Here is an 18439-nt window from a genome sequence, read left to right as displayed (position 1 = left end):
AGGCGCACCGCCCGTCGGCGAGCCTACCCGCTGGTCAGTGGCGCGCCTGGCCGGTGGGCTCGGCGGGCTCGGACACGGACGGTTCGGATACGCACTGCTCGGCGGCCTGGCGTGTGTCGCGCCTGGACTTGAGCATGCTGGCCGCCGTCGTGACGGTGAGCACGGTGACGATGACGGCCAGCGAGGCCCAGTTGTTGATCTCTGGGGCCCAGGTGACGTGCTCGCCACCGTTGATGAACGGCAGCTCGTTCTCATGCAGGGCGTGCAGGACGAGTTTCACGCCGATGAAGCCCAGGATGACCGCCAGGCCGTAGGTGAGGTAGACGAGTTTCTCCACGAGTCCGCCGAGCAGGAAGTACAGCTGTCTCAGCCCCATCAGCGCGAACGCGTTGGCCGCGAAGACCAGGTAGGCGTCCTGGGTGATGCCGAAGATCGCGGGGATGGAGTCGACGGCGAAGACCAGATCGGCCCCGCCGATGGCGATGATGACGATGAACATCGGGGTCAGCAGGCGGCGGCCGTCCTGTTGGATGGTCAGCCGTGAGCCGTGGTAGGTGTCGGTGACCGGAAACAGCCTGCGTACCAGCCGCACGACGCCGCCGTTGGGGTCGTACTCCTCGTCGTCGTTGTTGTTGAAGGCGAATTTCCACGCGGTGTAGATGAGGATGCCGCCGAAGAGCCAGAACACCCAGCTGAAGCGCTGTACGGCCTGCGCGCCCACGCCGATGAAGACCCCACGCATGACCAGCGCCATCATGATCCCGATGAGCAGCACGCGGTGCTGGTGGATCGCGGGCACGGCGAAGTTCGCCATGATGAGCATGAAGATGAACAGGTTGTCGACGCTCAGCGTGTACTCGGTGATGTAGCCGGTGATGTAGGAGGCCGCGTGGTCATCGCCGCCGAAGATCCACACGCCTGCGCCGAAAGCGACGGAACAGCCGATGTAGAAGGCGATCCACCGGGCCGACTCGGCGATCGTGACCTTGTGGGGTCTCCTGTTGACGATCAGGTCGAGGAGGACGAGCCCGAGCAAGGTGGCGATGGTGACCGCCCACAGCCAGACGGGCACGGACATAGGTGGGGGCATGAGCGTTCGCTCCTCCGACTTGGCGTTGACACGTCCGTCGGAGGTCTTCTCCGCCCGCGGCGTCGCGGACCGACCGCACCGGGCCCCGAGGCGAGTCCGTGATGACGACGCGGCCGCGAAGGAGTACTCCCCTCCACTTTCGTCTGCGATCATACATACCGAATGAAGTATTCCAACAGCGCCGGTTCGACCCCATGGTCAGGTCGTGGACGCTGATGCGGTGCTGTGCCGCATCGTCAGGACGGTCACTGCAGCACGCGCGTCCCATCGTTCCGGTGCCGCCCCCTGGAGGCGCCGACCCAGTTTGAGCCATCGGTGTGAGCTCAGACGCGGCTTGGCCGGAGGACGGCCCACCGGCTTCGACGCCGAACGCGCTACACCACCAGGCTGTCGGGCCGGGCGCGCGGGCGGCCCGGCCCGAGCCGGGGGATGCGGATAGCGGCCAGCACCTTCCGGAACTGCGGGCTGTCGCCGTGCTGGCCCGGTGTCGGGACCAGCGACAGCGCCCGGCAGCGGCGGTCCGCCGACAGGTGGACCTTGGTGGTAAACCCGCCCCGGGAGCGGCCTAAGCACTCCCCAGCCTGACCACCTCCGCCAGCCGGCGGCCAAAGCGGCCAGCACCGGATCGCCCTGGTTTGTCCCGGCGGCGTCCCGCTTTTGTCGTCCGGGCGCCGCGGGCGGTGGGGTGCGGGGCGCGCCGGCCGCGTGCTGGTGCGCCCGGACGGTGGTGGAGTCCACGGCGATGTCCCAGTCCACCTGCCCCTCGGCGTCCTGCTCGGCCTGGATCGCGGTCAGCAGCGCCTGCTAGGTGCCATCGGCCGACCAGCGGCGGTGCCGTTTATAGACCGTGATCCACGGACCGAACCGTTCGGGCAGGTCCCGCCAGGGCAGCCCGGTACGGGTCCGATACAACACACCATTGATCGTCGTACGGTGGTCATTCCACCGACCACCTCGCTGGTCACCCTCGGGCAGCAGCGACTGGAGCCGCTCCCACTCGGCATTCGTTAAGTCACCACCCCCCATGCACCTATCGTGACAACATCGCCACGTTCAGTTTGCGGATCTAAGAACCAGCTCTTAAATCCGCAGGGATCTCGGTGCAGCATTCGTCGGCGCCTGGCCAAGATCGGGTCGAAGCCTTCCGCTTACGGCCCAGTCTGGATTGCAGGACGAGGAACTAGAGCACACCGTAGGCGGCCGCCATGGTTTCGGCGCTGAACGCGACGGTGCACCCCGCTTCTTGCGTACCAGGACTGCAGCGCGAGGTGATCGTGGCTGCACTATTATGTAAACGCATCCGTATGCGTTTACGAAATGAGGTGGCCGGATGCTGAAGTCTCCAGGCAAGATCGGGTTACTCCTTCCCGCCTTTGCGGTCGGCGCTGCCTGGTTGGTTGTCCTGCGGTTGAAGGACGTGCCGGTGCAGCTGCTGGTCGTCTATGGGCTGCTGCTGGTCGGATTGGTGATCGGGCTGTTGTGGCCCGGTGTGCTCGGCCGGCTGGCCACGTGGCGCCGGGTGCTGGCGTTCCTCGGGGTTCCGGTCGGCCTGGGCACGCTGGGGCTCTACCTCGGGGTCGTCTACTACGTCACGGACCTGCCGATGCTGCTCGCCCTGGCCGCTACCGCCTGCCTGGCATGGGCGGCGGCCACTTTCCCGCGCGGACGCCGGGCGGCGCGCGGCCGGGGTTCCCGGAGCACCAGGCGCGCCTTCCTAGCAGGCGGTGCCGGGCTGGTGCTGGGAGTGCTGAGCGGACTGTCCGTCGATCGGGTGGAACGGCAGCGACTCGAGGCGCTGGCGCGGGGCGAGCAGGAGCGGCAAGCGGCCGTGCGCGCCCCGGGCGCACGGCGGCGGATCGCCGACGGCGCCGTGCGGGTGTTCCCGATTCACACCGGCGACACCATCGTCACCTACGGCCAGTTCTACGGCGGTCTGGACGGCTGGGAAGGGCTGAATGGCTACCTGCGCACCCTTGTGGACAAGGCGCAGATCGCGGTGCCCGTCTACGCCTACCTCATCGACCACCCCCGGCACGGCCTCATGCTGGTCGACAGCGGCGTCAACTGGGAACAAGCCCACGATCACGACGGGTACTACAACCACAACCAGATGGTCTCGCGCCTGCTGACCCAGCGTGACGAGTACCAGATGACCCCCGAGCAGGACCTGCGGGTCCGCCTGGCCCGGCTCGGCTACGACGCCAAGGAGATCACCACCGTGTTCCTCACCCACGTCCATGACGACCACGCGGGAGGGCTACGCTACCTGGCCCAGGCAACAGTGGTACTGGACCGCCGCGACTGGGAACACGGCACGGTCTACCCGTACTCCTTCGACCTGGTCAAGAACAACCTCTCCTTCCCCGCCTTCGACTCCGGCGCCTTCGGCGCCTTCCCCGACAGCCAGGACCACTTTGGTGATGGCAGCCTCATCCTGCTGCCCACCCCCGGCCACTCGCCCGGCCACATGTGCGTGCTCCTGCGCCTGGACGCCGGCAACGTGCTGTTCATGGGCGACACCCTCTACACATTGCCCCACCTGGCCACAGATCAGGTCCGCCAAATGACCATCGGCGGCGCCGACACGACCCACCAGCTCGAGGCCTCCCGGCGCATCCAGACCCTGCTGGCCTCCGACCCCGCCACCGTGCCGTTGTTCGCCCACGACAACACCCGCTACCAATCCGACCTGGTCGTCTCCGCGTTCGCCCACGGGACGCCCGGCAAGGAGGGGCTGCGGGAGTTGCGCCGATACATGGAGGCCGTCCTCACCTCCGACTGGCGGCTGCGGCCCGGGCACACCCCCCACTTCGTGCCGCCGGCGTCCGGCACGGGCTTGGGACGGGTGGGGCTCCGATGACCTCTACGCGGCGCACCCGGGGCAGGCCCCGTGACCCCGAGGCCGACGAGGCGATCATGAAGGCGGCGCTGGAGCTGTTCGTGGAGCGCGGCCTGGAGGGCGCGAACTTCGAGCAGATCGCCAAGCGCGCCGGCGTGGCCAAGGTGACCGTCTACCGGCGCTGGTCATCGAAGGAGGAACTGCTCACCCAGGCGATCGAGCAGGCCCGCACCCTCGTCCCCGAGAACGACATCTGGGCCGCCACAGACGCCACGACGCAGCCGGTCGAAGAACGGCTCATGGACTCCTGGATGCGCACCTTCGGCGACGCCCGCTTCCGGGCGATCCTCGCCCAGCTCATCGGCTCCAGCGTCACCCAGCCGTCGCTGCTGGCCACCTACCGCGAGCAGTACATCCAGCCCCGCCGCCAGCTGATCCACGCCGCGCTGGAACGCGCCCGCCGCGACGGCCGGCTGGCCGCCGACGCCGACATCGACACCGTGATCGACATGGTCGTCGGCGCGGCCATGTACCGCATGCTCATCAACCCGGACACACCAGCCGACCCCGCCGCCACACGCCAGTACCTGCAGGCCGTCCTCCGCCAAGCCGACCGGCTGCTGCGGCTCCCCGACGTGCCCCATCGACAGGAAGAAGGGCAAGAACCCGCATGACCGGATACATCGACGTCCAGCAACACATGATCCCCGCCGACTACGCGCGCTGGCTGCGCGAGCATGGGGTCCACGCTCCCGGCGGGCGCGAGCTGCCTGAGTGGAGCCCTGCACTGGCGCTGGAGTTGATGGACCGCCAGGGCATCGCCGCCGCGATCCTGTCCGTCAGCACCCCGGGCGTGCATCTGGGCGACGGCACCGATGCCTCGGCCATGGCACGCACCATCAACGAGTTCGGCGCCAGGCTGGCCCAGGCTCATCCCGGCAGGTTCGGGCTGTTCGCCACGCTCACCCTGCCCGACGTGGACGCCGCCGTGACCGAGGCCGCGCACGCCCTCGACGAACTGGCCGCCGACGGGGTGATCCTGCTGGCCAACAGCCGCGGCCTCTACCTGGGCGACCCGGCCCTGGACCCGCTCATGACGGCGCTGGACGACCGCTCCGCCGTGGTCCTCGTGCACCCTGCCGACCTGCCCGGCCCCGCCGCGCCGGGCATCCCGCCGTTCGCCGCCGACTTCCTGCTCGATACCACCCGCGCCGCCTTCAACCTGGTCCGCCACAACGTGCCGCGCCGCTTCCCGCACATCAGGTTCATCCTGGCGCACGCCGGCGGCTTCCTCCCGTACGCGGCGCACCGCCTGGCCCTGGCCCTCTTCGCCGAGACCGGCCGGGACCTGGACCACATCCTGGACGACTTCGCCGACTTCTACTTCGACACCGCCCTGTCCGCCAGCCCGGCCGCGCTGCCCTCACTGCTCGCGTTCGCCAAGCCGGGGCACGTGCTGTACGCCAGCGACTGGCCCTTCGTCCCCGAACTCGCCGTCTCCTACTTCAACGGCCACCTGCAGAATTCCGACCAGGACACCACCGACATCGGCCACCGCAACGCCCGGCTGCTGTTCCCCTGCCTGTCTGAGGCCAGACGCTGACCTCCGCCCACGGCTGCCAGCACGTCCGGCCACGTTACCTTCGTCAACGTGGCTGGACGGCCGAGCGTCAGCCGACTTCAGCTCAGACGACAACGGCGTTCACGTACGCAACGTCCCACACCATCAACCGCGCGCTGGAGTTGCTGAATGCTGTCCGCGGAGCGTGACCAGCAGGCGAGCCTGACCGACTGGCTGGCCCGAACCCGGTGGCTGCTTGTCGAGCGTGGAACAAATCGCACTCCCCCCGAACAGGCTCTCGCGTATGCCATGCCTGCTGCGCCAGACAAGGCCGTGGACCCGCGCTGGCCCTCGTTCGCCGCCCGTCACGGCCGCGACCTGGCCGAACTGCGCCATCTCATCGAGGCTACGATCGCCCATTGGATCGACCCGCAGGCATGGCGGCGATCCGTCGATGACGACCAGCGCGACATCCACCGCCTGCGCCAGTTCATGGGAGCTGGCCGCACGCGCAGCGACACCGCTGGTGGAGAAGCACCGTAGCGGTGATCACGGTAGCCGGACGCGGTCCGGATGTTCATCCCCCAGCTCGGCCTCTGCTGCCACGGAGCCGACTGCAACGTTTCTGGACCGTGATCTGGTTCTTCCATGGCTCGCGTCCGAGTCTACTGCCGTCCGATCTGGTAGGTCGTGCGGGTCCGGCCGCAAGCGATAACTTGCGGTTAGCGTCGAGCACTGCCGCCGCAGTCGTCCGCCTGGACGCGCTGCGGCCCGTCTCCTGCGACCCCGGTCGGAGGCAGTGAACGCGGCTATCACGATCGGCGCCAATGTGGATCTTCCTGGCATGCCCGAGAACAATACTGCGTTCAATGAAGTATGGTTAATCGCAGCGGCATCTACGACCCCCGCTCGGGTTGCGCGACCAGCCCTGAAACCCATATCTGCCCTCGCTGCGGCCGAGCGTCTCAGAAGCCTCGTGGGCGTTCTCGACCGCCGTGGCGCGCGTCGGCATCGCCGTGCCGAGAAACACCGAGCGACCGCGCTTGGCGAGCATCTTGATATCGCGGCGGAAGCGGGACGCGGGTGCGTGAGGTGCCGTCGGGCGGAGTGGGCGGGGCAGTAGGTGGGCGATGCCGGTGCCGCAGTACACCCACTCGACGGCGCCGCCCTTGGAACGGACGGGGCAAGCCGATGCTCCAGGTCGAGGTCCTCGACGTTAGGATCTCCGCGGCCCGGACCGCGGTCTCTTACTGCATCCGCCACAGCGTCTTCTCCCGCAGCGAGATGTCATAGCGCGACAGCAGCCGGTGGATCGTGGTCTTGGGCGACCGCGCGGGTCTCCTCGGCGCTTTCCTTGCGGCGCTCAGCCGCGGCCGGGACAGAGGGTGCGGCTGCCCGGTGCTTCTTGGTGCGGCCAAGATCAGCCAGGCGGCGACGACGGGGCGGTTGCGGTCCAGGTCGCCGGCGCGCTCGCCCCACAGCTTGGCGAGCGCGGCGCCGATCTCGGCGTCGGTGACCTCGGCGAGCGGTTGGTCTCGACCCTGCAGGGCGATGACGCGGTCGAGGTCGAGGCTACATCCGGGTCTGCGCGTACGCCTGCAGCGCGTCGCGGACGAACGCCGCCCCGGCGGCGTCGTCGTACATGCCGGTGAAGCGGGGGTCGTCGACGTACATGTCCCCCAGGCCCTTCACCATCTCGATCGAGCGCTCCCGGTCGCCCTCAGCTGTGGGCGTACCGGGGATCTGGCTCAGCCACCGGACGTGCCGGGCGGCCAGCGTCTGGGCACGCTCCGAGGTCGGTGAGATCCCGGCCTTCGCCGCGGCCGCCCATGCGGCGACGAGGTCCTCGGTGTCCTGTTTCCAGGCCCGCTGCTGGTCAAGGGTCTTGCCGTGCCACCAGTCGTTGCTCAGTTGGAACACGCGCTCGCCCCAGCGTGAGATCACCTCGTCCTTGGAGTGGTCGTTGAACCCCGCCAACATGACGTCCATCTGCGGTTCCGCCCCCGCCTGCAGGGCCTCGAGCGTGTGCCGCACCGAGCGGATCTGCCGTTCGATGCGGTCGCGTTCCCCTTCCAGTGCGGCGATGTGGGCGCGGAGACCGTCGCAGGTGTCCACCTCCTCGGCCAGGACTTCGGCGATGGCCGGCAAGCCCATGCCGAGCCGGCGCATGAGCAGGATCCGCTGCAGCCGGGCGACCGCGCCCGCGTCGTAGTAGCGGTACCCGTTCGCGCCGACCCGGGACGGGGCCAGGAGTCCGACGCGGTCGTAGTGACGCAGGGTACGGCTGGTGATGCCGGCCCTCGCCGCGAGCTCCTGGATCGTCCACTCCATCCTTTCAGTGTCACCTGCGGCGGAGCGTGGCTGCGATGATCTCCGAGCTGTCGGCGTGCAGGGCCTGCGCCGCCGTCTGCCCGGTCGCCGCCAGGTAGGTGTCGACCAGCCGGTTGCCCGCGGCGTATCCGGCGCCCATCGGCAGCCCCACCGGGGTGACACCGAGGTGCTCGGCGCCGGGGTCGCCGTGCGCCCAGGCGGTGAAGTTGTGCATGCCTGTCACGTCGAGCCCGGTGAGCACCTTGGCGAAGACCTCGTCATCGTGCAGGTGCGGCACGCCGATGCGGGCGGGGCCGAGCTCGTCGCCGTAGAGCTGCCGGGCGAAGGCGTCGGCCAGGCCCTCGCCGACGATGTGCTCGCCGACCGTGACGGTCATCGGGTCCCACACGACCCCACCCGGGGCCCATCGCAGGTTGTGGTGCAGTTCGTGCACGGCGGTGGCCTCCAGCCGCTCCACGTTCTCGGGGAAGGGCCAGAACGTGATGGCGATGTTGCCCGAGATACCGCCGAACCCGGTCACTCCTAGGCAGGGACCCATGAAGTGTTCGTCACCCGGATCGCCGAGGACGAACAGCACGGTGATGTCCGGGACCTCCAGCCCCGGCGTCGCCTCCAGCAGTACGGCCAGAGCGTCGTCCAAGGCGCGTTGCATCCGCTCCCAGGCTCCGGCCGCCGCCAGGGTTTCGAGCGCGTCGAGGCAACGCTCCTCGTCGCGGTCGATGGGGAACCCGGACGATTGGAGGTGTAGGGCCACCAGGTCGAGCTCGCCGGGGTAGTAGCGGTACATGCCCCTGTTGGCCTCCAGCATCGAACGCAGCAGGTCAGCACGCTCCGCGACCGGGGCCAGCAGGATCCGCCGCATGGCGGAGTAGGTGTCAAGAACAGTGATCGACATGGCCCCCGATGCTAGAAGTTGACGCAGCGTCAAGGTCAAACAGCGGCGCTCTTCGCCGGGTATGGTTGCCATGCCGTCACCCAGTCCCGGCCTTCCCGCTCCCCGAACGCGTCCGGAGCCGCGATGTAGGTCGGAGCAGGACCACTGTTGGGCGCGGTGGCCGGTGGAGGGGCACGACCATGTGGGGGCCGCTGTACCTGGTGGCTCTCTCCGCGCTGACCGAGGTTGCGGCCCTGCTCACGCTCAGCCTGGCGCGCAAGCAGGCAACAGGCCGGACGGCCACGCGACACCCGAGTAGATGCGGCCATCACCGCCGCCGTCACCGAGCTGCTGGAAGAGGTCGGATACGCGGGCATGACGGTGGCCGCCGTGGCCGAGCGTGCGGGAATCGGCAAGGCGTCGATCTACCGGCGGTACGCCACCAAACACGAGATGGCCTTCGCCGCGATCATCCACGGAAAGACGCTGCAGGTACCGCCCGACACCGGATCGCTGCTGGGTGACCTGACCGCACTGGCACAGATGATCGTCGGACATCTGAGCACCCCGGGAGCCGCCACCGCGCTGATGAACCTGCTCAGCGAGGCCGCGGCCGATCTGGCACTTGCCGCACGGTTCACCACGACCTTCGTGGAGCCGGAACGTGGCGGAAATGCCGAGCTGCTGGAGCGCGCGGTGCGCCGCGGCGAGCTGGCGCACCTGCCCGACGTCGATCTGTTCCACGCGATGTTTGGCGGCACCGTGATGTCGTGGCTGTTCATCTGTCACCATGACCCGCACGACCTGCCCGAACGACTCGCCCGGTTCGCCTGCGCCGCGCTACGGCCCATCGCTAACGCGCCGACCCCACCCGCATGAGCCCCGCTCAAAGCCAATGAGCGCTCCTAACCCAGGAGACCGGAGCCTGACGGAGCTGAACGACTCACCGACCGCCGGCTCATCACGGACACGACACCCGGCGAAACGGGCGAAGCAAGTGAATACTCGAACGAGCCGCCCCTGTGGTTCCGATGAAACCTGAACCGGGCTAATTGCCTTACGTGCCTGACATGCCTTCGAGCTGCTGACCAGCTAGTTCGCTTGACAACCCCGGATAACCATCGGGCCGGGTGCCTCGTGCCGGCCTGGCGCGGCGAGCCCCCGTAAATGGCATGGTGGGTCGCGGTGGTGGTGGCGGCGCATTTCCTGCTGCTGCTGAACGACATCGGTGTGGCCTTCGTCGTGCGTCGTCCAACTGATCGTGCTCGGGTCGGTGGTGCCACACCTGCGCGGCGTTCACATATTCAGCAGCCGATCAGCCTGACCCATCATGAGCGCGCCCCTGCTGCTGAGTGCCGCGATCAGCGCGCTCAGCACGGCCCCAGGACTGTGAAAACCTCCACGGCCGATGTCGGCGTAGCGAGCACGGCGGCCGGGCGTTGCCCGGCGCGGTCAAGCCGGCGTGGCTAGACCGGAGGCGTGAGCGAGGGCGGCGGCCTCGGTACGGGTGCCCACGCCGAGCCTGGCCAGGATGTTGGCCACGTGGAACTTCACGGTGTGTTCGCTGATCAGCAGGTCTTCGGCGATCTGCCGGTTGCGCAGGCCGCGCGCCAGCCGTTCGAGCACCTCGAGCTCGCGTGGCCTGAGCGCCGCCAGGGCGGCGTCCGAGGTCGGGGGCGCGGGCGGGGAGAGCGGCAGCGCGGCACTGATCGTCGTGCCCCAGCCGGGGACGGCGTCCACGGAGAGACGACCGTCCACGGCGGCTGCCAGCTCCGCCAGACGGCGCAGGGCAAGCGCCCCGGCCGCAAGCGTGCCCGGCCCGTCGTCACGGACGACGAGGTGAAGGTCGGACTCCTCCGGCTCCCAGGACACGCGAACTCTGCTCAGGCCGTCCTGCTCGAGCATGGTGACCACGGCGCCCCGTACCAGGGCCTGGGCGGTGTTGGCGATGTCGGACGGCAGGGCGCGGTCGCGGTCGCGCGGCCCGGCCAGCTCCAGCGACACCTGGCTGTGGCGGGCCAGCGGTGCCAGCTTGCCTGCCAGCCGCTCGAAGGCCGCCCCAGCCGGCTCCTCGCTCAGCGTGGAATCCAGGTCGGCCGCGGCGCGCAACTCGATCAACGCTGACACGGCCAGGTCGGTGGCGGTGCGCCGGGCGGCGGCGTCGTCGAGCGTACGGCTGCGCAAGGTGCCGAGCAGGGATTGCAGTGTGGCGGCGTGAGTGCTGGTGAGCTCGGCGATGACGCGGGCCCGCTCGCCGGCGGCCACCCGGTTGCCGGTCAGGTCGGCGGGGGGCAGGTTCTCGGCCCGGTGCATCAGCTGCAGGGCGACCAGGTCCCACAGCCGCTGCACCAGCTCGGCTGGCGGGCCGGTGGGCGCGTCCCCGCCGGCGGTCACCACCACGAGCAGGCCGCCGGAGGCCCCGGCCGGGCGGGAGGCGACAGCCAGCACCGGCAGGTCCTCGCCGGCCAGGCGCGCCCGGCCGGACCAGGGCTGGCCCACGCCGACCGTGCCGCCCACGCGGGCCAGCTCGGCGCTGGTGATCTTCTCGGTGATCGCCGCCTCGCCGTGGGCCTTCATGGGATGCCGGGCGCAGTCGCCGGTGAGCACGGCCACCGCCCGGTGCGGCAGGAACTCGGCCAGCGCCTGTGACAGCGGTTCGAGCATGGCGCCGGTCGGCGCCCGCAGCACGGACGCGGCGGCCGCCAGCGCGGTACGCGGGTCGGGCAGGTCCATGCGCTGATGCTAGGCGACGCTGGGCAAGGGAGGTCGCTGCCCGTTCGGGTAGCAGATGCCGCCCGGACGGACGGTGAGCGGGAGGGCGGGCGGCGAGCAGGCTTGCACTGTCCGATTCGCCGCCACATCAGGAGCAGCTGATCATGAAAGCTCTCGTCGCCGCTGCCTACGGCCCCTCGAGCAGCTGCGCGTCCATGACGTGCCCGACCCGTCACCCGGCCCTGGCCAGGTGCAGGTCCGCGTGCAGGCTGCGGCGCTCAACCCCATCGAGGTGAAGCTGGTCACGGGTGAGCTGCGTGCGATGTTCCCGGTGACGCACCCGTTCGTGCCCGGCGTGGACGCCACCGGGGCGGTGGCGGCCGTGGTAGAAGGCGTGACGCGGTTCGCGGCCGGTGACGAGGTGATCGCCTATGCAGGCGCGGCCTCCGGGATGATCGCCGAGTATGCGCTGGTCGGCGAGGGGCCCGAGATCGTCCACCGGCCGCGCGCTCTGTCCCCGACCCCGTCTCCGTGGTCGAACTGCCAGCGATCGACCGGCCGAGCAGACGAAGGCGTTCCTTGCCTACGCCCGCAAGGATCGGCTGTTCGTCCTGTTCCGGCTGATCGCTACGCGCGGCCTGCGACGCGGGGAAGGCGTGGGTCTGCGCAAGCCGGATGTCAACTACTCCACTGGGCAGATCGGGATCCACTGGCAGATCACCCAGCTCGGCTGGGAGCCGATCCAGGGCGCCCCGAAGACCGATGCCAGCGACCGCGAGATCGCCGTCGACGCCGAGACGATGCTCCTTCTGAAGGAGCACGACAAACGCCAGAGGCGGGAACGGCTGGCCGCAGGCGAGGACTGGATCGAGTCCGGGTTCGTCTTCACCCACGAGATCGGCCGGCCCCTGCACCCCCAGCACGTCACCGACCGCTTCTACGGCATCTGCTATCAAGCAGGGTTGCCGCCGATCCGGCTGCATGACCTGCGCCACGGCGCCGCGACCGCCATGCTCGCGGCCGGAGTGGACATCAAGATCGTGCAGGAGACCCTCGGGCACACCTCCTCGGCGTTCACCCGCGACACCTACACCAGCATCTACCCCGAAGCCGCCGCCGCGGCAGCCGAGGCAACCGCTGCCTTCCTCACCGGATCTCCCGCACCTGCGCCCCGTCCAGTACCTCCCGGACGGCGCATCCCGCGCCGCTCGATTCTGGGCAACAACGTTGACCATCGCGCACGCGTTGAAGACCGTGCCCACCAGGGCCGCACCATCCCGGCCGGCGGAGTGATGTCCTTGCCGCCACCGGCTGCGCCGTACACGCTCGTCGTACATGGCAATCTCGGGTTCGGCTGGATGCGGCCTCCCTCAGGCGACGCGGCAATGCTTCGTTCACGGTCGGCCATCAGGGCTCCTTCAGGCGTGGACACCTCACGTAGGCGTGGGGTGAGCGGGGCGGGAGGACCTGCGCAGCGCTTACCGCACGCCAACGGCGTGATGCACGTTCTCAACGGTGTCCGCGGCGGGTCTCGTCATCACCAAGGGGACCTTCCAGGAGCACCTATGAGGCGAGACCGATACCCCAGATCCGATCAAATCGGAATGGTCAAGGCCACGCAATCCCACCGCCGGTTGCTCGATGGTTGCTCTTCGGCTAACGGCACCCTGAAACACCAAGCGACATTTTCGGACATCCCTGAAACAGGCATTTCTGTATGGAGCGACGCGTCGGGCACATTGCGTAAGCATCCGACACAAGAGCCACTGGCTCTTAATCAGCGGGTCCGGGGTTCGAGTCCCTGGCGGCGCACCACACGAAAAGGGCGGGGATGCCAAGGCATCCCCGCCCTTTTCGCTGTCAGGACCCGACGTTCTCCGCGTTCTCCGCGTCCTGGGCGTTCTGGGCGCTCAGCTGCGCCTCCTGCTGCACCTCCTGGATCTGCTCCTGGGTGACGTTGAGGTTCCCGAACTCCTTGACCGCCTGGTAGTACGTCCAGGCGAGGCCGTTGCAGGTGGACTTGGAGACGCCCGAGTACTTGGCGCACACCTGCTTCATGTCGTAGTAGAACGAGTCATCGATGCGTGACTTGTTCGCCGGGAACTGGCTCACGTCCTTGTAGTTGCGGTAGCCGAAATCGTGCCTTCGGCACGGCATCCGGAAATCGAAGCCGAGCGGCTGGTCCGGGCTGCTCGAGCACAGGTCGGTCGACCAGTCGAAGGCGTAGTCGGCCCAGGCGGCCTGGTTCTCCCAGGCGGCCCGCCAGGAAGAGGCGCTGGCGGCGGTGGGCTGGGAGAACCCGGAAAGGGCGGCGAGTTTCTGCTCCATGGTCACCGCGTGGGCCGGCAACGCGAACCCGAGTACGGTGATCACAGAGAGGGCGAAAGCGGCGAGTAGCGCGCGGGATCGTCTGACCATGAGGACCTGCTCCTGTTGCCGGGGGGTGGGATGCACGTCCTCACGATGACCCGAAACCACTCCGAAGGGCAGAAGCAGATCTTGCTCAATTCCGAAAGAAGGGTTCGCCGAGTCTCGATCTTTACAGGGCGCCGCTTTTCTGTCAGTCGTTGAGTCAGTGAGGTCCGATGCCCTCCAGGGTGAAGCGCGCGTTCCACTCCCGCACCCACCTCGGGCCGAAGCCCTCGGCCGAGTTCAGCGGCGTGGCGGCCGCGTCGAACTTCCCCGTGGCCGGGTCGAAGGCGAATCCGGCGGCGGTGTCCTTCCTGACGTTGTAGGAGTCGAAGTCCGGGTTGAAGGTCTTGTTGCTCAGGCCGCCGGCGTCGTCGGTGTAGGCGAAGCCGCCCGACGCGATGCTCACCGACCGGGTCAGCACGTTGTGGGAGGGCACGTACACGGAGTCCGGATCCCGCCAGACGTACGTCTCCGTGCACTCGGTGGCGCCGACGGCGGTGCAGATCCGGCCGCTCGAGTCCGCCGGGACGTACCAGGACCGGATGTTCGGGTACTGGCGGCCGTAGTGCCGGTACCACTTCTCGACGTTCTCGCGCGTGTTGGTGAAGCCGGTGCCGTCGCCGGCCTTCAGCATGTCGTTGAAGCGCTCGACCACGACCTTGGAGTTGGGCACCGGCAGCCGCCCGCCGCTCTCGTGGTAGAGCTTGTCGTGCCCCACGTACGTCACGTCCTTGAACACGTTGTCGGTCGCGACGTTGCTGTGCCCCGACTGGTAGAACAGGCCGTGCTGGGCCCCGTCGAAGAAGTTGTGGTGGATCACCATCCCCGACATCCCGTCGTCCATGTAGACGGCCTGGTTGCCGGCCGGTCCGACGTTCCTGAAGAGGTTGTAGGAGATCACGTTGTTCAGGTACGTGTAGTCGCGGCCCGCGTAGATCACCCCCTGGTCCGAGGCGTGCGTCACGAGGTTCTCGAACCTGTTGTGACTGATCTCCATGTCGTTGCCCATGATCTGGATGGCCATGTGCGGCGCGTCGTGGACGTTGTTGTACCTGAAGGTGTTGCCGACGCCGTACAGGTAGCCCGCCGGGGTGTAGGTGGCGAGCTTGGAGAAGTCGTAGATCTCGTTGTGCTCCACGACGTGGTCGCCGCGCTCCAGCGAGTCGCGGTCGCCGCCGGCTGTGAACACCCCGCCGCCGCCCAGGTCGTGCAGTCTGCTGTTGACCACCCGGTTGCGGTGGCCGCCCCGGCTGGTGCGGTACTCGGCGATGGCCGTGATCGCGTCGCTGGCCTCGCCGATCGCGACCGCGTCCATGCTGACGTTGAGGATCTCCAGGCCGTCGATGGTGCACGACTTCGCGTCGAGCAGGCGTACGCCGGTGCCGGTCGTGCCGTTGAGCCGTAGGCCCTTGAGCGTCACCCCCGTCACGTTCTCCAGCGTGAAGAACGGGGCGTCGAAGGAGGTCAGGCTGATCCGCTTGCCCTCGACCGTGCCGCCGGGCGGGTAGTAGTAGAGGACGTCGCCGCCGTTCCAGCGGTCGATGTAGTACTCGCCCTCGGCGTCCAGCTCGCTGAGCACGTTCTGGGCCACGAACGACGTCCACTTGTCCGTGGCGGCGTACATCGTGGGGTAGCGCGTCCGGAGCTCGTCGCCGTTGACGGAGTCGATGCGTACGCGGTCGTTGGCGTAGTTGTTGCCGAAATATCCGGACAGCCAGCCGTCGGTCTCGTACGTCGTGTGGTCGGGGCTCCCGCCGGGCGGGGCCCACGTGGCGGAGCGCTCCCTGAGCGCGGCGTCGACGGCGGTGTAGACGGGGCCGGGCAGCTTCAGCATGTCCTCGTAGGGCATAGTGGTGCCGTCCGCGGTCTTGTCCGAGAAGTAGTCGCGGGCGCCCTTCGGGGCCTCCTTGACGATCAGGTCGGCGCGGTCCAGCTTCTCGCCGCCGTCGGGGTACTGCGCCAGGGTCTGCGCCACGTCGTCGGTGATCAACTCGGGCGCGTACGGCTGCGGCTTCCAGTTGAACCCGTTCTTGTCGAGCCGCCCGGCCGGGATGCCCTCGGCGCCCAGGTCGTAGACGTAGACGTGCCCGGACACCGAGTCCCGGACCCGCGACCTCGACGACCACTTGGCCTCGCCCGCCGGGAGGTCGTTCAGCCTGCGGAACTTCTCCGGCGAGAGCGTGGTGACCCCGGCGAACTCCGCCCGCTCGCCCGGATAGGCGGCATAGGTGACGTAGGAGTTGCGCTCCCCGCTGAGCTGGATGGTCCTGGACGTCCGATAGACGCCGCCTCTGATGCGGACGACGCCAGGAGAGCGGGCGCTCGTCCGCCCCGCCAGCGCGTCGCGGGCCTGCTCGACGGTGGCGAACGGGTCCTGCCGGGTGCCGCGGGCCCCGTCCCTGCCGTCCGGTGACACGTACACGGTGAGCGGGGCGGCCGCCGCCGTGGCTTTCGTCGCGGCGAGCGCCGGTAAGACCGCGAACAGGACCGCCAGGGCACTTCTCGTTCGACTGCGTCGCACCATAATCGATAAAATATTACGGATGTGACCCGGAGATCAATCGTTTGACCGAGACCCGCCCTCAGCGGTCGTGAAGAAGGCGGAAGTCGTCCAGGCTCTGGCGGTAGAAGGCGAGATCGCTCTCCAGCTTCTGCCTGGTGAGGCGATGGGGCTCGGACTCCCGCAACGCCCTGCCCATCTCGCTCCAGAAGGTGTCAGGGGGCAGCTCGGCGGCGCCGCCGGGGAAGAACTTCAGCGCCTCGGCCACGGCGTCGGCGGCGAAGCGCCAGTCGGTCTCGACCTTGCCGAACGCCTCGGAGCCGGAGGGGTCCGCGGCGAAGAACAGCGCGCCCTCCAGTGCCCGGCTCGCGTAGGTGGCGGCGATGAGCACCCACTGGCCGGGGTCGATCAGCTCGGAGAGGCCGGAGCCGAAGATCAGCCCCGCCTGCCTCGCCACGACCTCGGCCTCCTCGGGAACCAGGACCTCCGTGGCGCCGAGCCGCACCACCCAGCCCTCCGCGTCCTGCTCGACCACCGCCCGGCGCGACGCGCCCGCCTCGCCGCCGGCCGCGAGGTCGAAGTAGACGTACGCCTCCACGAGGGACCGGGCCAGACCGCGCTCAGGCATGCCGGCCCGCCAGGTCCTGGTAGGTGTCCCGGACGACGAGCAGCCGGTCGAGCTGGAACCTGCCCGGGTCGGCCGCCCGCAGCCGCTGCCCGCGCTCGGACCAGAACCCGTCGTCGGGCACCGCGTCCGCCCCGGGCGGCACGAACTTGACGACCTCCTCGACGGCCGCGGTCGCGACCCGCAGCGTGCGCCGGGCCTCGGCCTGGTCGTCCACCGGCACGTTGCCCGCGCTCAGGTCGGCCACCCACAACCATTCGCCCGCGTCGAGCAGCTCGGACGGCTCCGCCCCGCCGAAGGTCGGATAACCGGTGGGCAGCACGGGACGCTCCGGCACGCCGAACAGGTATTCGCGGGCGGTCCCGCACTCCCCGCACACGCCGGAATAGCGGTTGACCAGCCCTTCCTCGACGCTGACCAGCCCGCTGTGCCAGGTCGTGTCGACCGACCCACAGGTGCACGGGTGCAGGTCGAGGTAGAGATGCGCCTCATCCCTCGTCCGCGCCACCGCGAATGCCATAGCCGTCCTCTCCTCGGGAGTCCCATCATGCCGGAACGCGCGATCCCGCTCACACCGCCCGCTCACACCGCCCGCTCACACCGCCCGCTCACACCGCCATCGTGCGCGTCACGGCAGGTGCCTGTCCGGCGCGCAGGCCGCACTCGCACGGACCGTCGGCGGGGCACCGGCAGTCCTCCTCTTCCGGCGCGTACCAGCCGGTCGCGTTGGCGATCGCGCGCAGATGGTCCATGTACGCCGGCCAGTCCCGGGGACGCGCGCCGTCCGCCAGCCTGGCTAGCTCGGTGGCCAGCGGCTGCGGGACGAGCCGCCACACCTGGGGGCGGGTGGTGGCGAGCAGGTCGTGGAGCACGCCGAGCCGGGCCGGCCGCTGGCGGGTGGTGGCCGCGCGCGCCTGGCGCACGGCCTCGTACAGCTCGGCCAGGGCCGCGTGGTCGCCTGCGGCCGTCGCGCCCAGCGTACGGGCGACCGCCCCGGCGGCCGTCGCGGCGGCGACGCGCTCGTTCGCGCCGATCGTCAGGTGGCCGTCGACCTGGAGGCTCAGCATGCCCGGCTGCGGGTCACCCGCAGTGCCGTCCACCGGGGCCGGCCGCACTTCGACGGGGATGGGCGGGCGGCCGGGGATCACGATGTCCAGCAGGCCGGAGCCGTAGTCGTGGACCCGGGCGCCCATGAGCGCCGCGCCGCGCTCGACGGCCCTGGCCGCGGCCGTCTCCGGGAGCGTCGTATGACCGCGGATCGCCGTGACGTCGGCGGGGGAGAGCTCGCCCGCCCGCGCCAGCGCCAGCAACCGGGGCGCGGCCCCGGCCTGGCCGGGCGCGAGGCCGGCCCGGGCCGCCTCGGCACGCAGCTCCTCGGCCGCACCACTCCATTCGCCTTCGGAGACCGCGCGGGCCAGCCCGCGCAGCCGCGCGAGCGTCGCGGCGTCGGCCACTCCGAGCGCCTGTCCCGGCGCCGTGGGGGTCAGGCCCGGCG

Annotated in this window: 15 protein-coding genes and 2 pseudogenes; 7 read left to right on the top strand and 10 right to left on the bottom strand. The window is 69.4% G+C overall.

The window, feature by feature from the left end; all coding sequences use genetic code 11:
• Nucleotides 1-34: 34 nt before the first annotated feature.
• Together ACFKCF_RS58765 and ACFKCF_RS58760 are read right to left on the bottom strand one after the other, a co-directional pair.
• Nucleotides 35-1090 carry a TerC family protein gene (locus ACFKCF_RS58765; protein ID WP_394505891.1) on the bottom strand — a complete coding sequence of 352 codons (1056 nt, stop codon included), beginning with the start codon at nt 1088-1090 and terminating at the stop codon, nt 35-37.
• A gap of 389 nt (nt 1091-1479) precedes the next feature.
• A pseudogene (locus ACFKCF_RS58760) lies at nt 1480-2116 on the bottom strand (IS5 family transposase); the annotation flags it as partial.
• A 304-nt stretch (nt 2117-2420) separates the two neighbouring features.
• Between ACFKCF_RS58760 and ACFKCF_RS58755 the strand changes: the two are divergent.
• The 4 genes from ACFKCF_RS58755 to ACFKCF_RS58740 all read left to right on the top strand — a co-directional run bounded on the left by ACFKCF_RS58755 (nt 2421) and on the right by ACFKCF_RS58740 (nt 6033).
• Complete coding sequence (locus tag ACFKCF_RS58755; protein ID WP_394505889.1) at nt 2421-3950, top strand: N-acyl homoserine lactonase family protein; 1530 nt, start codon at nt 2421-2423, stop codon at nt 3948-3950.
• Entirely contained in the window at nt 3947-4603 is a 657-nt protein-coding gene (locus ACFKCF_RS58750) for a TetR/AcrR family transcriptional regulator (protein WP_394505887.1), read from the top strand. The genes ACFKCF_RS58755 and ACFKCF_RS58750 overlap by 4 nt, the downstream gene beginning before the upstream one ends.
• Entirely contained in the window at nt 4600-5532 is a 933-nt protein-coding gene (locus ACFKCF_RS58745) for an amidohydrolase family protein (protein ID WP_394505886.1), read from the top strand. The genes ACFKCF_RS58750 and ACFKCF_RS58745 overlap by 4 nt, the downstream gene beginning before the upstream one ends.
• Before the next feature lie 147 nt (nt 5533-5679).
• On the top strand, nt 5680-6033 hold the full coding sequence (locus tag ACFKCF_RS58740; protein ID WP_394505884.1) for a hypothetical protein: 354 nt from the start codon (nt 5680-5682) through the stop codon (nt 6031-6033).
• 1029 nt (nt 6034-7062) lie between these two features.
• On the opposite strand, the gene ACFKCF_RS58735 is transcribed toward ACFKCF_RS58740, so the two are convergent.
• Together ACFKCF_RS58735 and ACFKCF_RS58730 are read right to left on the bottom strand one after the other, a co-directional pair.
• Nucleotides 7063-7821, bottom strand: coding sequence for a MerR family transcriptional regulator (locus ACFKCF_RS58735; protein WP_394505882.1), 759 nt, complete (start codon nt 7819-7821; stop codon nt 7063-7065).
• A gap of 10 nt (nt 7822-7831) precedes the next feature.
• Nucleotides 7832-8716: a DUF2268 domain-containing protein gene (locus ACFKCF_RS58730; protein WP_394505880.1), complete on the bottom strand. Its 885-nt coding sequence runs from the start codon at nt 8714-8716 to the stop codon at nt 7832-7834.
• A 225-nt stretch (nt 8717-8941) separates the two neighbouring features.
• Between ACFKCF_RS58730 and ACFKCF_RS58725 the strand changes: the two genes are divergently transcribed.
• The gene (locus ACFKCF_RS58725; RefSeq protein ID WP_394505878.1) at nt 8942-9574 is read left to right on the top strand and encodes a TetR/AcrR family transcriptional regulator; all 633 of its coding nucleotides are present in this window, start codon (nt 8942-8944) and stop codon (nt 9572-9574) included.
• 573 nt (nt 9575-10147) lie between these two features.
• Here the strand turns inward: ACFKCF_RS58725 and ACFKCF_RS58720 are convergent.
• Complete coding sequence (locus ACFKCF_RS58720; protein WP_394505876.1) at nt 10148-11428, bottom strand: LuxR C-terminal-related transcriptional regulator; 1281 nt, start codon at nt 11426-11428, stop codon at nt 10148-10150.
• A 55-nt stretch (nt 11429-11483) separates the two neighbouring features.
• Between ACFKCF_RS58720 and ACFKCF_RS58715 the strand changes: the two are divergent.
• Together ACFKCF_RS58715 and ACFKCF_RS58710 are read left to right on the top strand one after the other, a co-directional pair.
• Nucleotides 11484-11822 (top strand): annotated as a pseudogene (locus ACFKCF_RS58715) (alcohol dehydrogenase catalytic domain-containing protein); the annotation flags it as partial.
• Nucleotides 11823-11871: 49 nt separating this feature from the next.
• A complete protein-coding gene (locus tag ACFKCF_RS58710) occupies nt 11872-13362 on the top strand; it encodes a site-specific integrase (protein ID WP_394505874.1) in 1491 nt (496 codons plus the stop codon).
• On the opposite strand, the gene ACFKCF_RS58705 is transcribed toward ACFKCF_RS58710, so the two are convergent.
• The 5 genes from ACFKCF_RS58705 to ACFKCF_RS58685 form a co-directional block, all read right to left on the bottom strand.
• Complete coding sequence (locus ACFKCF_RS58705; protein WP_394505872.1) at nt 13268-13825, bottom strand: phospholipase; 558 nt, start codon at nt 13823-13825, stop codon at nt 13268-13270. The two genes, ACFKCF_RS58710 and ACFKCF_RS58705, sit on opposite strands and share 95 nt — an antisense overlap.
• A gap of 154 nt (nt 13826-13979) precedes the next feature.
• Nucleotides 13980-16343 (bottom strand): right-handed parallel beta-helix repeat-containing protein, encoded by a 2364-nt coding sequence (locus ACFKCF_RS58700; RefSeq protein WP_394505870.1) that lies wholly within the window; start codon nt 16341-16343, stop codon nt 13980-13982.
• A 58-nt stretch (nt 16344-16401) separates the two neighbouring features.
• Nucleotides 16402-16947 (bottom strand): hypothetical protein, encoded by a 546-nt coding sequence (locus ACFKCF_RS58695; protein WP_394505868.1) that lies wholly within the window; start codon nt 16945-16947, stop codon nt 16402-16404.
• Nucleotides 16940-17464: a hypothetical protein gene (locus tag ACFKCF_RS58690; RefSeq protein WP_394505866.1), complete on the bottom strand. Its 525-nt coding sequence runs from the start codon at nt 17462-17464 to the stop codon at nt 16940-16942. Before ACFKCF_RS58690 ends, ACFKCF_RS58695 begins: the two co-directional genes overlap by 8 nt.
• An 88-nt stretch (nt 17465-17552) precedes the next feature.
• Nucleotides 17553-18439, bottom strand: an 887-nt coding sequence (locus ACFKCF_RS58685) for a hypothetical protein (protein ID WP_394505864.1), incomplete at its 5' end; no start/stop codon positions are given.

Origin of the sequence: Nonomuraea sp. JJY05, assembly GCF_043496855.1 — a bacterium.
In the GTDB taxonomy this organism is placed as follows: domain Bacteria; phylum Actinomycetota; class Actinomycetes; order Streptosporangiales; family Streptosporangiaceae; genus Nonomuraea.
This window is presented reverse-complemented; position numbering and strand designations above follow the sequence as displayed.

What these genes read in the sequence shown, in the direction of transcription:
- ACFKCF_RS58710 (WP_394505874.1), top strand. Translation starts at nt 11,872, where the DNA reads ATGCGCTGGTCGGCGAGGGGCCCGAGATCGTCCACCGGCCGCGCGCTC.
- ACFKCF_RS58765 (WP_394505891.1), bottom strand. Translation starts at nt 1,090, where the DNA reads ATGCCCCCACCTATGTCCGTGCCCGTCTGGCTGTGGGCGGTCACCATC.
- ACFKCF_RS58755 (WP_394505889.1), top strand. Translation starts at nt 2,421, where the DNA reads ATGCTGAAGTCTCCAGGCAAGATCGGGTTACTCCTTCCCGCCTTTGCG.
- ACFKCF_RS58720 (WP_394505876.1), bottom strand. Translation starts at nt 11,428, where the DNA reads ATGGACCTGCCCGACCCGCGTACCGCGCTGGCGGCCGCCGCGTCCGTG.
- ACFKCF_RS58700 (WP_394505870.1), bottom strand. Translation starts at nt 16,343, where the DNA reads ATGGTGCGACGCAGTCGAACGAGAAGTGCCCTGGCGGTCCTGTTCGCG.
- ACFKCF_RS58740 (WP_394505884.1), top strand. Translation starts at nt 5,680, where the DNA reads ATGCTGTCCGCGGAGCGTGACCAGCAGGCGAGCCTGACCGACTGGCTG.
- ACFKCF_RS58735 (WP_394505882.1), bottom strand. Translation starts at nt 7,821, where the DNA reads ATGGAGTGGACGATCCAGGAGCTCGCGGCGAGGGCCGGCATCACCAGC.
- ACFKCF_RS58750 (WP_394505887.1), top strand. Translation starts at nt 3,947, where the DNA reads ATGACCTCTACGCGGCGCACCCGGGGCAGGCCCCGTGACCCCGAGGCC.
- ACFKCF_RS58690 (WP_394505866.1), bottom strand. Translation starts at nt 17,464, where the DNA reads ATGGCATTCGCGGTGGCGCGGACGAGGGATGAGGCGCATCTCTACCTC.
- ACFKCF_RS58745 (WP_394505886.1), top strand. Translation starts at nt 4,600, where the DNA reads ATGACCGGATACATCGACGTCCAGCAACACATGATCCCCGCCGACTAC.
- ACFKCF_RS58705 (WP_394505872.1), bottom strand. Translation starts at nt 13,825, where the DNA reads ATGGTCAGACGATCCCGCGCGCTACTCGCCGCTTTCGCCCTCTCTGTG.
- ACFKCF_RS58730 (WP_394505880.1), bottom strand. Translation starts at nt 8,716, where the DNA reads ATGTCGATCACTGTTCTTGACACCTACTCCGCCATGCGGCGGATCCTG.
- ACFKCF_RS58695 (WP_394505868.1), bottom strand. Translation starts at nt 16,947, where the DNA reads ATGCCTGAGCGCGGTCTGGCCCGGTCCCTCGTGGAGGCGTACGTCTAC.